This is a genomic window from Streptococcus sp. 2022WUSS037 (assembly GCF_044427225.1).
GTDB lineage: Bacteria > Bacillota > Bacilli > Lactobacillales > Streptococcaceae > Streptococcus.
This window is the reverse complement of sequence record NZ_JAOTGJ010000018.1, coordinates 1-13,531: the sequence shown is the minus strand read 5'-3', so window position 1 is coordinate 13,531 and position 13,531 is coordinate 1. Positions and strand designations below refer to the sequence as shown.

At 43.1% G+C, this 13,531-nt stretch carries 10 protein-coding genes; 2 read left to right on the top strand and 8 right to left on the bottom strand.

Translation table 11 applies throughout. The annotated features are described in order from the left end of the window. The 4 genes from ODU55_RS07305 to rnc all read right to left on the bottom strand — a co-directional run bounded on the left by ODU55_RS07305 (position 1) and on the right by rnc (position 5,942). Positions 1-813, bottom strand: coding sequence for a Cof-type HAD-IIB family hydrolase (locus ODU55_RS07305; RefSeq protein ID WP_398582407.1), 813 nt, complete (start codon positions 811-813; stop codon positions 1-3). Beyond that, positions 803-1,612: a Cof-type HAD-IIB family hydrolase gene (locus ODU55_RS07300; protein WP_398582406.1), complete on the bottom strand. Its 810-nt coding sequence runs from the start codon at positions 1,610-1,612 to the stop codon at positions 803-805. The genes ODU55_RS07305 and ODU55_RS07300 overlap by 11 nt, the downstream gene beginning before the upstream one ends. Positions 1,613-1,713: 101 nt before the next feature. Continuing rightward, positions 1,714-5,253 carry a chromosome segregation protein SMC gene (gene smc, locus ODU55_RS07295; protein WP_398582405.1) on the bottom strand — a complete coding sequence of 1,180 codons (3,540 nt, stop codon included), beginning with the start codon at positions 5,251-5,253 and terminating at the stop codon, positions 1,714-1,716. A gap of 2 nt (positions 5,254-5,255) precedes the next feature. Continuing rightward, positions 5,256-5,942 (bottom strand): ribonuclease III, encoded by a 687-nt coding sequence (gene rnc / locus ODU55_RS07290; protein WP_398582404.1) that lies wholly within the window; start codon positions 5,940-5,942, stop codon positions 5,256-5,258. 188 nt (positions 5,943-6,130) lie between these two features. On the opposite strand from rnc, the gene ODU55_RS07285 reads away from it, so the two are divergent. Continuing rightward, on the top strand, positions 6,131-7,120 hold the full coding sequence (locus ODU55_RS07285; protein ID WP_398582403.1) for an acyltransferase family protein: 990 nt from the start codon (positions 6,131-6,133) through the stop codon (positions 7,118-7,120). Between the two features lie 192 nt (positions 7,121-7,312). On the opposite strand, the gene ODU55_RS07280 is transcribed toward ODU55_RS07285, so the two are convergent. From ODU55_RS07280 to ODU55_RS07270, 3 genes are read right to left on the bottom strand one after another with little or no spacing between them, the layout of a single operon-like run. Next, the gene (locus ODU55_RS07280) at positions 7,313-8,353 is read right to left on the bottom strand and encodes an ArsR/SmtB family transcription factor (protein ID WP_398582402.1); all 1,041 of its coding nucleotides are present in this window, start codon (positions 8,351-8,353) and stop codon (positions 7,313-7,315) included. 11 nt (positions 8,354-8,364) lie between these two features. Beyond that, positions 8,365-9,636, bottom strand: a complete 1,272-nt coding sequence (locus ODU55_RS07275; protein ID WP_398582401.1) for an MFS transporter — start codon at positions 9,634-9,636, stop codon at positions 8,365-8,367. A 34-nt stretch (positions 9,637-9,670) separates the two neighbouring features. After that, entirely contained in the window at positions 9,671-10,939 is a 1,269-nt protein-coding gene (locus ODU55_RS07270) for an MFS transporter (RefSeq protein WP_398582400.1), read from the bottom strand. A 273-nt stretch (positions 10,940-11,212) separates the two neighbouring features. Between ODU55_RS07270 and ODU55_RS07265 the strand changes: the two genes are divergently transcribed. After that, a complete protein-coding gene (locus ODU55_RS07265) occupies positions 11,213-12,700 on the top strand; it encodes a DUF1846 domain-containing protein (protein WP_398582399.1) in 1,488 nt (495 codons plus the stop codon). Between the two features lie 254 nt (positions 12,701-12,954). Here ODU55_RS07265 and ODU55_RS07260 read toward each other — a convergent pair. Then, the coding region (locus ODU55_RS07260) for a transposase (protein ID WP_398582398.1) at positions 12,955-13,531 on the bottom strand (577 nt) is incomplete at its 5' end.

Here is a 13,531-nt window from a genome sequence, read left to right as displayed (position 1 = left end):
TTAGTCCTCATTCAATACATAGTGCTCGATGGCCCAAGCAATGCCATCTTCATCATTGGTTTTTGGCAGGACAAGGTTGGCCGCAGACTTGATTTCATCAGTCGCATTCGCCATGGCAACACCCAAACCAGCCCATTCAATCATCGAAAGATCATTTCCTTCATCGCCACAAGCCATAACTTCTGACTGGTCAATCCCCAGATGTCCAATCAACTTGGCCAAACCATTTGCCTTATGGACACCTTTTGGACTCCATTCGAGCAAGATATCACGCGATTTGAAAATCTCGAAACGCTCGTGAAGTTCTGCAGGAATTTTTGGAATTTGTCCATCCAAAAAGTCTGCTGCCACAGCTGAAACAGCCTTATTGTAGACAAAATCTTCTGGCAATTCCTCATCTGTCACAGGGATTTTATTCAAAAGTGGATTGGCTGTTAGATAGAGAGATTCATGGGCAGCAGGTAGCGAATAGACATCACCACCATAGAGAACATCCAGAGGCAAATCCAAATCATTTGTCACACGACGGATGGCACGGACATCTTCAATGGTGAAGCCAACCTTATCCAAAACCCGACCTGTATTTTCCTGGACTAAACCACCATTAAAGGTGATGGAATACTGGTTTTCACCAAGTAAATCCAATTCTTCCAAGAAAGTTCCAATTGCTTGCAAGGGCCGTCCTGTTGTCAGAACTACATAAACTCCACGCTCACGCGCCGCCTGCAAGGCCTTTTTATTGGCTTCTGAAATCCGCTTGTCCGATGTCAGAAGCGTTCCATCCAAATCCAATGCAATCAACTTAATTGCCATTTACTAATTCCTCCATATAAGCCATGACTGCCTCATCATTGCAATGCCCAATGACCAGATCTGCTTGCGCTTTCACTTCATCAATAGCATTTTCTGTCGCAACCGAATAGGCCGCCAGTTTCAACATTTCCAAGTCATTTTGATTGTCACCAAAGGCAATCAGATTTTCTCCAGTCACCCCTAAGTGCTGGCAGAGGTGAGAAAGTCCGATCCCCTTGTGAACACCTGACAAGATGATATCAATCGAAGTAAAGCCAGTTGTCACAGCGGTCAATTGTTTAAAATGATGATTGATCCAGTCCTGTGCTTCTACACGAGTGGCTTCATCGATGTAAAGATTTAACTTGATAATCTCTTCAGAAATATCTTCAAAGCTCGGTACCAATACAATGTCATGATAATAACCAGACAATTCTCTGTATAGTTCCTCTTCAACTTTATCCAACATATAAGAGGCCTTCAAGCCAGACAAGGTAACATGCTGCGGATGAACATAACCACTCTTAATCAGCTCATCCACCAAGGGTAGATAAGTCGATGGTTGAATGGGATCGTCTAAATAGATGGTTTGATTGCGATAGACAACAACAGCCCCATTTTCAGCAACCAGAGCAATATCATCTAAAAATTCCTCGAACAACTGTTTGAGACTCGGCAGAGAACGACCGCTAGCCGCTACAAACAAATAGCCCTTTTCCTTAAACTGCGTTAACAAATTCCGAAAACGACTGGCATCAAATCCATGGTCACTTCGTAAAAATGTCCCATCCATATCCGTTGCAATGATTTTCTTATACATAACAAACAACCTCCGTCCAGTCCTTTTATTATACCATATTCCATACTGTTTCCGATTTTTCCACAAGAAAAAACCTGGAAAATTCCAAGTTTTTCAAGTTCTTAATCTGTATAGGCTTCCACATCTTTCAGTTTGACCGACACAATCTTGGACACGCCAGATTCCTGCATGGTCACCCCATACATGGCATCCGCCGCCGCCATAGTCCCTTTCCGATGGGTCACGACGATAAACTGACTGTCCTTATCAAAGCGATTGAGATAGTCTCCGAAACGCTTGACATTGGCCTCATCCAAGGCTGCCTCCACCTCATCCAAGATGACAAATGGAATAGTCTTGACGCGGATAATGGAAAATAGCAGAGCGAGGGCCGAGAGGGCCTTTTCGCCACCTGACATAAGATTGAGCGATTGGATTTTCTTGCCCGGAGGTTGAACAGAAATCTCTACGCCCGCAGTCAAAATATCCTGCTCCGTCAAAATCAAGTCCGCAGAACCACCGCCAAACATCTGTCTGAAAGTCTGCTTGAAGCTTTCGCGAATGGCTTCAAAAGTAACCTTAAAGCGTTCCTTGACTTCGTCGTCCATCTCATGAATTGTATTCAAGAGCAAATCACGCGCAGATAAAATATCGGTCCGTTGCTCGTTGAGGAAGGTGAGACGGTTGTTAACCTCATCATATTGCTCAATGGCATCCAGGTTGACAGGACCGAGAGCGCGAATAGAACGTTCCAAGTCTTTCAGACCTTGTTCAGCAAGAGGCAAATTCTCAACTTCCTTGGCCTGTGACTGGGCTTCTTCAAAACTCACTTTGAAATGCTCAGTCAAATTGCCTAGCAAGGTCCGTAATCTATCTCCTGCTTGCTCACATTCTGCTTCTAACTTAGCCTGTTTGCGAATGAGGTCGTCATTCTTAGTCCGCGCCTGCTCCAAGCGGCCTTCCAAATCTTCAAATTGGCCATCAATATCTTCCAGCTCAAATTTCAAGCGAATCTGAATCTGATTGTTCTGTGCTTGCTTGTCAATCGCAGCCTGTAACTGCTCTTCAAGGATGTCAATACTTGTATCTTCGAGAGCTACTAATTTCTGGTCAATTATATCCTCTAGGAGAGAAATATCCTTTTCTGTAGCCGCTTTTTCTTCCTGTAATCGACCAAGGTCTGTCTGTTCAAAGCGCAACTGACTAGAAACTTCTGCCTGCTCCAAGGTCAGTTGTCCCTTCTGGGCCTGCAAGGCTTGCAAGCTCTCTTGGATACTATCACGATTGTCACGCACCTGATTGATTTGCTGGTCCAAGGCTTGTTTTTTCTCCATCAGAGCTTGAAGATTGACTGCTTCCTTGGCCGCTTCTTCTTCCAACTCCGTTAGAATGCTTGGACTGACTTGGCTCATTTGCAGGTCGTACTGGGCTGTCACTTGGGCCAGACGATTTTCTGCTTGTTCCTGATGAATCCTTGCACTCTGCTGGTTCAATCTAGCCTCTTCACCCTCGGTCTTAATGGTTTCCAAGCTTTCTCTAATCTGGTCTAGACTTTTCTTCTTAGTCGCAACCAAGCTTTCTTGTTCTTGCAACTGACTAGATAGCTCTGCTATTTCTCCTAAAAGGACGTCTAATTCCGGCTTGATGAAAGTCGTGCTATTATTCCGATTGCTCCCTCCAGCAAAGGCACCACCTGGACGGATTTCGACCCCGTCCATGGTCACCATACGGACCTGGAACTTAGTCGCACGCGCCGCCTGGTTGGCATGGTCAATGGTATCAAAAATCGCGATAATTCCCAATAAATTTTGGAAAATCGCATCTAAGTTTGGTTGGTAGGTCACCAACTCACTAGCCAGCCCCAAAAAGCCGTCAGAAGATTCAAGTATAGAAACTTGCTGACCCGAAAGCTGGCGAGGCTTGATGGTTGTCAAAGGCAAGAAAGTCGCACGACCTTGCCGTTTTTCTTTCAAAAAGGTAATGGCACGTTTAGCAGTCGCTTCATCTTCAACGATGACATTTTGACTAGCCCCACCAAGAGCAATTTCCAGAGCTGTCTGGTAACGAGTATCGAAGGTCAGTTGCTCACTGACTGCCCCGATAATCCCACCTAGACTAGACGAAGCCTGCAAGACAGCCTTGACCCCTGCGTAGAAATTGGAGTGATTTTTTAAGATGGCTTCCAAGCTAGCTTGACGAGCTTGTTTGCCCTTCAATAAATCCAGTAAATCAAAAAGACTACTTTGCTCAGCCTGATAGGCAGCCTGAGCCTGATCTAGCTCTGCTTTCTGAGTCTGATAAGCTGCCAGTAAATCCTGCAAGACTTGGTCAGCCTGCTCTGCTGCAAGTCGGCTCTTATCCAATTCTTCTTGAGCCTGATTTTTTTCAGCCTGCAAACGTGCCAGGTCTGCCGACTTGCTTTCTGACAGACTGATTTGATTGGCAATATCTTGTTGAAGCTTGGTCAAGCGGTTTGAAACTTCTGCCTCTTCCTGCATGAGCGCAACATACTGTTCACGCAGATGGTCCAAAATCTGATCTGGATCTTCTGAGAAGTAGGAAATTTCCTTATCCACCGCAGCAATATCTTCTTTCAAGCTAGACAAAGAACGCTCCAACTGAGCAATTCTTTCTTGCCTTTGCCCAATCTGTTGTTCCAAACTAGCCCGCTTCCCTAGCATGCTTTCCAAACGCTCTTGAGCCTCTTGACGACTGGATTCATTCTGACTGGATTCCAGTTTATGAACCTCAATTTTTCGCTCCAAGTCACTGATTAACTTGGTCAAATCTAGTAAAACAGCCTGTTCACATTCCATCTGTTCAGATAAACGATGGCGCTTTTCTTTCAAGGTCTGGTTTTCCTGTTCCAATTCAGACCGCTGTTGGTAATAGCTGGTCAATTCAGTTTTAACGGTATCTAGTTCAGCCTCTTTTTCCGATAACTTTTCCTTACCAAGCGACAACTGAGCCACCAAAACATCTAAGTATAATTCCTTACGTTGACCATCTAATTCTAGAAATTTCTTAGCAGTTTGTGCCTGTTTCTCCAATGGTTTGACCTGATTATCCAGTTCATAGATAATATCGTCCAAGCGGTCCAAATTCCCTTGAGCCTGAGCCAGCTTACTTTCTGTTTCTTTCTTACGGGTCTTGTATTTTAAGACCCCTGCCGCCTCTTCAAAAATAGCACGGCGTTCCTCTGGTTTGGAATTAAAAATCGCTTCTACCCGACCTTGAGAAATAATCGAGAATGAATCACGACCCAAGCCAGTGTCCATGAAAAGATCATGAATATCCCGCAAACGAACTTTTTTCCCATCAATCAGGTACTCACTATCACCTGACCGATAAATATGACGCTCTACCTTGATTTCCTTAGCCTTATCCGCGATAAATCCGCTAGAATTATCCAAGGTTACGACAACAGACGCGTAATTGAGTGGTTTCCGACTCTCTGTTCCCGCAAAGATAACGTCAGGCATCTTGCCTCCACGCAGGCTCTTGGCAGAAGATTCCCCCAATGCCCAACGCAGACTTTCTGTAATATTGGACTTGCCAGAACCATTTGGTCCCACAACGGCCGTCACTCCACGGTCAAAGACCACCCTGGTCTTATCCGCAAAGGACTTAAAGCCCTGCATTTCAATCGATTTTAGATACATACCTATCCTCTAGCCTCCACAGCATTTTTTGCGGCGGCTTGTTCAGCTAATTTCTTTGAGCGACCACGACCACGACCAATTACACGCTGGTCGGCAGACACCTCCACTTCAAAGGTCTTATCATGGGCAGGGCCAGACTCGGCTACCACACGATAAGTAATTGCGATTTCACCATTGACCTGCAAAATTTCCTGCAAGGCAGTCTTGTAGTCAGTCACGCGCTCAAAGTTCCCTTTCTCCAAGCGAGGAATCATGACCTTATGGATAAATTCCTCCACGGTCTTTTCCCCCTTGTCCAATAGCAGAGCTCCTAAGAAAGCCTCGAATGCATCTCCTAAAATAGTATCGCGATTTCGTCCCCCAGACTTCTCTTCCCCTTTACCAAGACGAAGAAAACGATCAAAGCCACAGGCACGTGAAAATCCTGCCAAGGACTCCTCACGAACAAAGGTCGAACGCAACTTAGACATTTCCCCCTCTGGTCTGTCAGGATATTTTTGATAGAGATACTTGGAAATCATCAACTGGAGAACAGCGTCTCCTAAAAATTCCAATCGTTCATTATGTGAAATTTTTAGAAGGCGATGCTCATTGGCATAAGAAGTATGGGTAAAAGCCGTTTCTAATAAATTCAAATCCGAAAAATCAATCCCAAAATCAGCCAATAATTTTGCATGTAAATCTTTCATCTATATGCTCCTTTCTAACTTAAACGAAATAGATGGTTTACATTTACTCCGTCCTAACATTATACCATATTTTCCACTGGACTTCTCTTGTCAACTAAGTTTCAGCCAGCACCTCTCCACATCTTTTTGCAAACATTTACATATTCATCAGATTTCGATAAAATGGAAGAAAAAAGAAAAATATTAACATGCAAAATAAGACAAAACCACTCAATACATCCCTGCTCTCCCTCATCCAGTTCATCGGAGCTATTCTCGTTATCGCCCTCCATTGCCGCAGACTATTTGAAGCAGACCAGCTCCACTTCATCCAAAAATCCATCTTTAGTCGCATGGTCGTTCCCTACTTCATGGTCACAGCCAGCTTCTTCCTCCGACGTAACTATCCCAGCCTCTCCAAACAATACCTGATCCGCTACAGCAAACAATACCTGACCTGGTCCGCCCTCTACCTTCCCTTCTACCTCATCTACCTAACACTCCAAGAAATCCCCTTCCCCTACTATCCTCTCGCTCTCCTAGTCGGACTGACCTACACCGGCACCAGCTACCAACTCTGGTACATGCCCGCCTTCTTTCTAGGTCTTGTCCTCGTTCATTTTTCCTTGGAGAAATGGGGCTGGCGCATCACAGCTTGTCTAGCCTGCCTTCTCTATCTCCTAGGCTCAGTCGAAACCTACTCCTCCTACCTGACAGAATCGATTTTCCTGACCGCATTTGACAGCTACAAAACCTTCTTTTTCACCAGCCGCAACGGCCTCTTCTACGCACCGATTTTTGTCCTGACAGGCTTTTATCTAGCCGACAAACTCAATCAACCCATTTTCCAATACCGACAAAAGACTAAACTACTTGTCTACATAGCCCTTTTAGCCTTTGAAGCTACAATCATCTATCTCAATCAGGGCTACGACAAGAACTTTCTAGTTAGCCTGATTCCATTCACGGCCTATCTAGTCGCTTGGACCCTGACCACAGACCTTTTCCGCCAAAAGAAATTACAATTTCTCAAAGAGTACGCCAGCTATTATTATTTTATCCATGTTATACCCGTCGAAATCAGCTTTTTCTTCCTAGAAACTAGTTACCTGACCAAAATACAGCAAGGCTGGCTGGTTTTCTTCATCACCATCATCACTTGCCAACTGCTCAGCTGGTTCATCATTAATACTCAATGAAAATCAAAAACAGACTAGCTCCAACAGTCTGGGAATAGACTGTTGGAGGTCGGAAATTAGACGAACTTGGTTCGTGACCGTAAGATGTGGATAGAACTGAAGTTCATCAAATCAAGTCAACAACGTCTAATTTTGATTTTCGAAGAGTATAAGCACAAAAGAACCTTGTAAGATCTAACTTACAAGGCTTTTTTACAAATCAAAATCCTCCTTCAACTTATCAATCACCTGTTGGAGCAGGTCGCGATTAACACTGTATTTGATATTCTTATCTTTGGCATTAAAGAGAAGGAGGTCGCCGTTAATCAGCTTTTGGGTGTGGAAAGATACCGCTGCCCCTGTAATAGCCAGTCGCTCTGCAATATCTTTGCTCTTAGCATGGGGCTTGGTCAGCTCCACCAAGACCTGATAGCGCGTGCTGTCGCTGATGACTTTAAGAGCCGTTGTCAAATCATCCAGATCCAGCTCGTCATTTGACAGCATAATCTGATCAATTCGACAGGAAGCTAAAAGAGCGACTTTCATATAGTCAAATTGTTCATTGCCATAATAAGCAAACCAATAATTCCACGGACTGAGAACGAAGAATTGAGCATTTTCAACACTCAAAGCATCCAAGCTAGTCATGGATAACCGCTTGGACTCTTGATAGAGTTTTTCAATGTCAAATTCACGAGCAAATTTTTCCCGCTCCGCTCTTGCCTCTTCAAAATAGGGCTGATAGATTGGAAGCATCTTATCCAAGAGATGGACAGACCGCTGAACCGTTTCCAAGGGATTGCGAATAGCCAGTGACCAGTACCACTTATCTGCCGGCTTTTTATCCGTTTTTTCCAAGAGTTCCATGAGGCTGAGGCCCTTCTCACGATGTCCGTCATTTTCAGACGCCAACATGGTTCGCATGGCATCTTCTACTTCTTCTTGAGACAGCTTTAAAATCAATTGACAAGCTTCCTTGACTGTCTTAGGATCCTGTCCTTGATCCAAGAGGTAGAAATACAAGGTGTGCAGGATTGTAAAGATATGTCCCCAGACAAAGACCTCATTAACCTCCTGACGATAATCCGCCAACTTTTCTTCCATCTCATCACGAATGTCCAAGGCATCTTTGAGAATGTCTTTTTCTTTCTGTGAAAAATCCGCCTCAATCGGTTCCTCACGTTCCGTAACAATTAAAGGAATAAAGAATTTTTCGACAATTTCGCTTCTATAATCTCGGTAATCTAATTTCATACGCATACTTTCTAAGCTTTAACAACTACTTCATTTTTAGGCCTACTCCCCACAAGAATAGTATAGCTTACTAGTCCCACAGAAAGCAAGAGGAAGATGAGGGAAATGCTTGTAACAGATAAGATTGTTACCATAAGGGCGACCAAGGCTTGACCTGCAAGCATCCCAATATTGAATATAGTCCCCATTCCTGCATTGATAGTCGCCAATTTATCTTCGGGTAGTTCATTCATTATCAGGGCATACAATTTTGGATTGATAATGCCAGTCGTCATGGTAGTGACTAAGATAGTCGCCATCACAATATAAATATTATGAAGGTAGAAGCCAACAAACAGGATGACCGAAAAACCTGTACAACACTTGAGCAGATTGGACAAGCTGATATGTTTGAAGAAAGCCATACCTAGACTAGAGCCAAGGATGTAACCAACAGAAAATAGATTGAATACCAAGGCAAGAGTTATACCAGAATTGACAATCACGAAGTCTGAAAATTCCTTCATAGACAGGATAACCATGGGAGATACGGCACTAACAACCGTATTGATACCCGAAATGGTCAGAATAGAAGCTTTTAGTACAGGGATGTTTTGAATGGCTTGATAAGATTCTTTAAGGCTCTGACCAATTCCCTTGACAAGTCCTGCTTCTGTTTCAGTTTGTTCAACCTCTTGGATAGGATTTTCTTTCAACAACTTGGCAAAAGCTGGACGCAGACCTACCATAATCGCAAGGCTGACCAAGAAGGTCCCAGCATTGAAAAAGGCAAGATTCTGGTAAGACATGAAGCCGATGAGAATGGCACCGCTGGATCGAAAGACAATCATCAAGATGCCGCCCACGGTATTCTTAAAAGCCATGGCTGTTTCACGGTCTTCTGCCTCCACGACCCGCAGGCTAAGTGGCATATAAAGCCCGTTTTCATACTGACCAGCCAAGTCAGATAGGAAATTGACCACACAAACTACCGCTACAATCCACAGGGCTGGTGTAAATCCCATCAGTAAGCCAACGAGGGCATAAAGAACAAAACGAATCACCAGAGTAGCCAAAATCGTATCCAATTTATTTTTTGTCCGATCAGCCCAGATTCCCATAAAAAGTCCCGACAAGATTGGCAGAGTTTCAGAAACCGTAATCATGGCCAAGGCAAACTTGGTATCTGGTAAAAACAAGACATAGTTCATCAAAGCCAGATAGTAAAGCGTATCGCCAAAGTTGGAAATCACATCTGCTAGGTAGCTTGATAAGAACAATTTATTGTTGAGTATCTTTTTCAAAGTAATTTTCCTTCTAGTAGTCAAATTTTTCTATCTATGCACTAGCTACAATCTTTTCAGTATTTTTTCCTGTAAAAATGCTATAACCCAAGAGTCCCACAGAAAGCAAGAGGAAGATGAGAGAAATACTTGTCGCAGAAAGCACCGTCACCATAAGGGCGACCAAGGCTTGACCTGCTACCATACCAATCTGGCAGAAAGCATCAATCCCTCCACCGACTGTCGCTAATTTATCCTCCGGCAATTCATTCATAACCAGAGCACTCATTTTCGGGTTGAAAATTCCCAGTGTCACTGCCGTTACAAAGATAACTGCCAATACTACATAGATGTTGTGAAGAAAGAAACCTGAGAAAAGTAAAACAGGCATAAGAGTAGAAAACTTGAGGAGGTTGACCAAGCTAACATTTTTGAAAAGAGCCATACCGATACTTGACCCCAAGATACTACCAACTGAGAAGAGAATGGAAATCAGAGCCACCGTTGTCCCCGCATTGACAATCACAAAGTCTGAAAACTCCTTCATATTAAGAATTGCTAATGGTGAGAGGGCAGTAAAAATCGCATTCAAGCTTGCAATGGTAATGATTGACGCTTTAAGAACAGGAATATTCTGCACGGCTTGGTAGGAATCTTTGATACTCTGACCAATTCCCTTGATAAGTCCTGCTTCTGTTTCGGTTTGTTCAACTTCTTGGATAGGACTCTCTTTCAACAACTTGGCAAAAGCTGGACGCAAACCTGCCATAATCGCAAGACTGACCAAGAAGGTCCCAGCGTTGAAGAAGGCTAGGTTTTGATAGGACATAAATCCGATCAGGATGGCACCACTGGCTTGAAAGGCGATCTGCAAGAGATTTTTAACAGTCATTTTAAAAGCCATAGCTGTTTCACGGTCTTCAGCAGCCACAACCCGCAAGCTGACTGGCATATAGAGACCGTTTTCGTATTGACCAGCAAGGTCAGACAGGAAGTTGATGACGCAGACCACTGCCACAACCCACAGGGCTGGGGTAAATCCCATGAGGAAACCAACCAAGGTATACAAACCAACACGAACCAGTAGGGTCGCTAGGATGGTATCCAATTTGTTTTTGGTCTTATCTGCCCAGATTCCGATGAAGAGGCCTGCCAAAATCGGCAAGGTTTCAGATACGGTAATCATAGCTAAGGCAAACTTGGTATCTGGCAAGAGTAAAACATAGTTCATCAAAGCCAGATAGTAAAGCGTATCTCCAAAGTTAGAAATCAAGTCTGCCACAAAGCTGGACAGGAACAATTTATTGTTGACTAGTTTTTTCATAAGAAACTCCTTTTAATTTAATTAAACATTTGTTTAATATTATTTTACACTTTATTTTAATAAAGTCAATACTTAATTTTATAAAAATTAAATATTTTTTAAACACTTGTTTAATTTTTATTCTATCTGACTTTTTCTTGACAAGATTAGCACAGTTTGTTATAGTATTGTTCGGGCACCTCTTTTGAGAGGTCGGAGAAAAGGCTCCCTAGTTTTAGGGAGCTATTTTTTGTTTTCCCAGAGAATAATACATATTTGGAGGACATATTTATAATGAAAAAAATCGCATTTGATTCAACTAAATACTTGAATTTGCAACGTGATCACATTTTAGAGCGAATTGCCCAATTTGAAGGCAAGCTTTATATGGAATTTGGTGGAAAAATGTTGGAAGATTTCCACGCAGCCCGTGTTTTACCTGGCTATGAACCAGATAACAAAATCAAGCTCCTCCAAGAGTTAAAAGACCAAGTAGAAATTGTCATCGCCATCAATGCCAGCAACATCGAGCATTCTAAGGCACGCGGCGACCTAGGTATTTCTTACGACCAAGAAGTCTTCCGCTTGATTGATACATTTAATGATATTGATATTTATGTTGGTTCTGTGGTCATTACCCAATACCGCAACCAACCAGCCGCAGACGCCTTCCGCAAACAGTTGGAAAAACATGGTATCAAGTCCTATCTCCACTACCCAATCAAAGGGTATCCTTCTGATATTGACCATATCATTTCACCAGAAGGCATGGGTAAAAACGACTACATCGAAACCAGTCGCAATCTGGTTGTCGTCACAGCACCTGGACCTGGTTCTGGTAAACTGGCGACCTGTATCTCCCAACTTTACCACGACCAATTGCATGGCGTAACATCAGGCTATGCTAAGTTTGAAACCTTCCCTGTCTGGAACTTACCACTCCACCATCCCGTTAACTTGGCCTATGAAGCAGCAACTGCTGACCTTGACGACCTCAACATGATTGATCCTTTCCACCTGCAAACCTACGGCAAAACTGCGGTCAACTACAACCGTGACATCGAGGTTTTCCCTGTCCTCAACCGTACCTTTGAACGTATTTTGAACAAATCACCGTATGCTTCACCTACGGACATGGGTGTCAACATGGTGGGCTACTCCATCGTGGACGAGGAAGCGGCTATCGAAACATCCAAGCAAGAAATTATCCGCCGCTACTACCAGACATTGGTTGATTTCAAGGCAGAGCGGGTTGGTGAGCAAGCAGTTAAAAAGATTGAGCTCCTCATGAATGAAGTCGGTGTGACACCAGCCGATCGTAAGGTCGTTATCGCTGCCCGCGAAAAAGCAGAGCTGACAGCTAGCCCTGCCCTAGCTATTCAGTTGCCAAATGGAGAGATGGTAACAGGAAAAACATCCGACCTCCTCAAACCAACTGCAACTGTTCTTCTCAATGCTATCAAGCAAATCGCTAACATCGATGATGAAACACTTCTTATCGAACCAAACTACATCCGCCCAATCCAAGAATTGAAGTCAGATTATTTGGATAAAAATAATACTCGTTTAGATGCAAGTGAAATCCTTAACGCCCTCGCCATCACAGCACAAGACAGCCCTCTTGCCGCACGTGCCATGAAAGAATTGGGCCAATTAAATGGCAGCGAAGCTCATTCAACAGTCATTTTATCTGACGAAGATAAGAGTGTTCTTCGTAAATTAGGTATCAATCTTACCTTTGACCCTATCTACCAACACAATAAGTTTTATCAGAAGAACTAAGCACAAAATAGACTTGCCGAGGCAAGTCTACTCTTGTTGGCTCTTTGTCAACTGTAGTGGGTAGATGAAAAGCTAATACTCTTCGAAAATCAAAATTATCCGTTGTCAACTTGCCTTGATGAACTCCAGTTCTATCTTCGGCTTCGTTTCCTAGGCTACTTTTGATTTTCATTGAGTATAAGACCTAGAGAGGACGAACTTCGTTCTCTCTTTCTTTATCTCTTTCCTATTTTCAGGAGATAAGCTGAAAAGGGCTATCCCCAGCCCTTTTCACTGTTCAAAGCAATCAAAATCCGTTTTTTAAAGTTTTCAAAGTTCCTGAAACCAAAGGCATTTCTTTTAATGACTTTGATGAGATTATTGGTAGCTTCTAACTTGGCGTTGGAATAAGGCAATTCCATGGCGTTTAAAACCTTGTCTTTATCCTTTAGAAATGTCTTAAATACCGTCTGGAAAATAGGATTAACAGTGGCTATTTCCTGTTCGATGAGGTCAAAGAAATGGTCTAAGTTCTTCTCTTGGAAATGGAATAAGAGAAGTTGGTAGAGTTCATAGTGCTTTCGTAGTTCATCTGAGTAAAATAGGAGTTTTTCTAGAATGTCTTTGTTAGTCAAGTGCATCCGAAACGTAGGGCGATAAAATCGTTTATCATTGATTTTACGACTATCCTGTTGTATCAATTTCCAGTAGCGTTTCAAGGCCTTGTATTCCTGTGATTTTCTATCAAGTTGATTCATAATTTGAATACGAACACGGTTCATAGCACGGCTGAGGTGTTGAACAATGTGGAAGCGATCCAGAACAATCTTGGCGTTTGGAAATAGCTGTCTA

Bases quoted from the DNA above. Each gene is read 5' to 3' on its own strand.
- ODU55_RS07270 (WP_398582400.1), bottom strand. From the start codon at position 10,939: ATGAAAAAACTAGTCAACAATAAATTGTTCCTGTCCAGCTTTGTGGCA.
- ODU55_RS07285 (WP_398582403.1), top strand. From the start codon at position 6,131: ATGCAAAATAAGACAAAACCACTCAATACATCCCTGCTCTCCCTCATC.
- rnc (WP_398582404.1), bottom strand. From the start codon at position 5,942: ATGAAAGATTTACATGCAAAATTATTGGCTGATTTTGGGATTGATTTT.
- ODU55_RS07305 (WP_398582407.1), bottom strand. From the start codon at position 813: ATGGCAATTAAGTTGATTGCATTGGATTTGGATGGAACGCTTCTGACA.
- ODU55_RS07280 (WP_398582402.1), bottom strand. From the start codon at position 8,353: ATGAAATTAGATTACCGAGATTATAGAAGCGAAATTGTCGAAAAATTC.
- ODU55_RS07265 (WP_398582399.1), top strand. From the start codon at position 11,213: ATGAAAAAAATCGCATTTGATTCAACTAAATACTTGAATTTGCAACGT.
- ODU55_RS07300 (WP_398582406.1), bottom strand. From the start codon at position 1,612: ATGTATAAGAAAATCATTGCAACGGATATGGATGGGACATTTTTACGA.
- smc (WP_398582405.1), bottom strand. From the start codon at position 5,253: ATGTATCTAAAATCGATTGAAATGCAGGGCTTTAAGTCCTTTGCGGAT.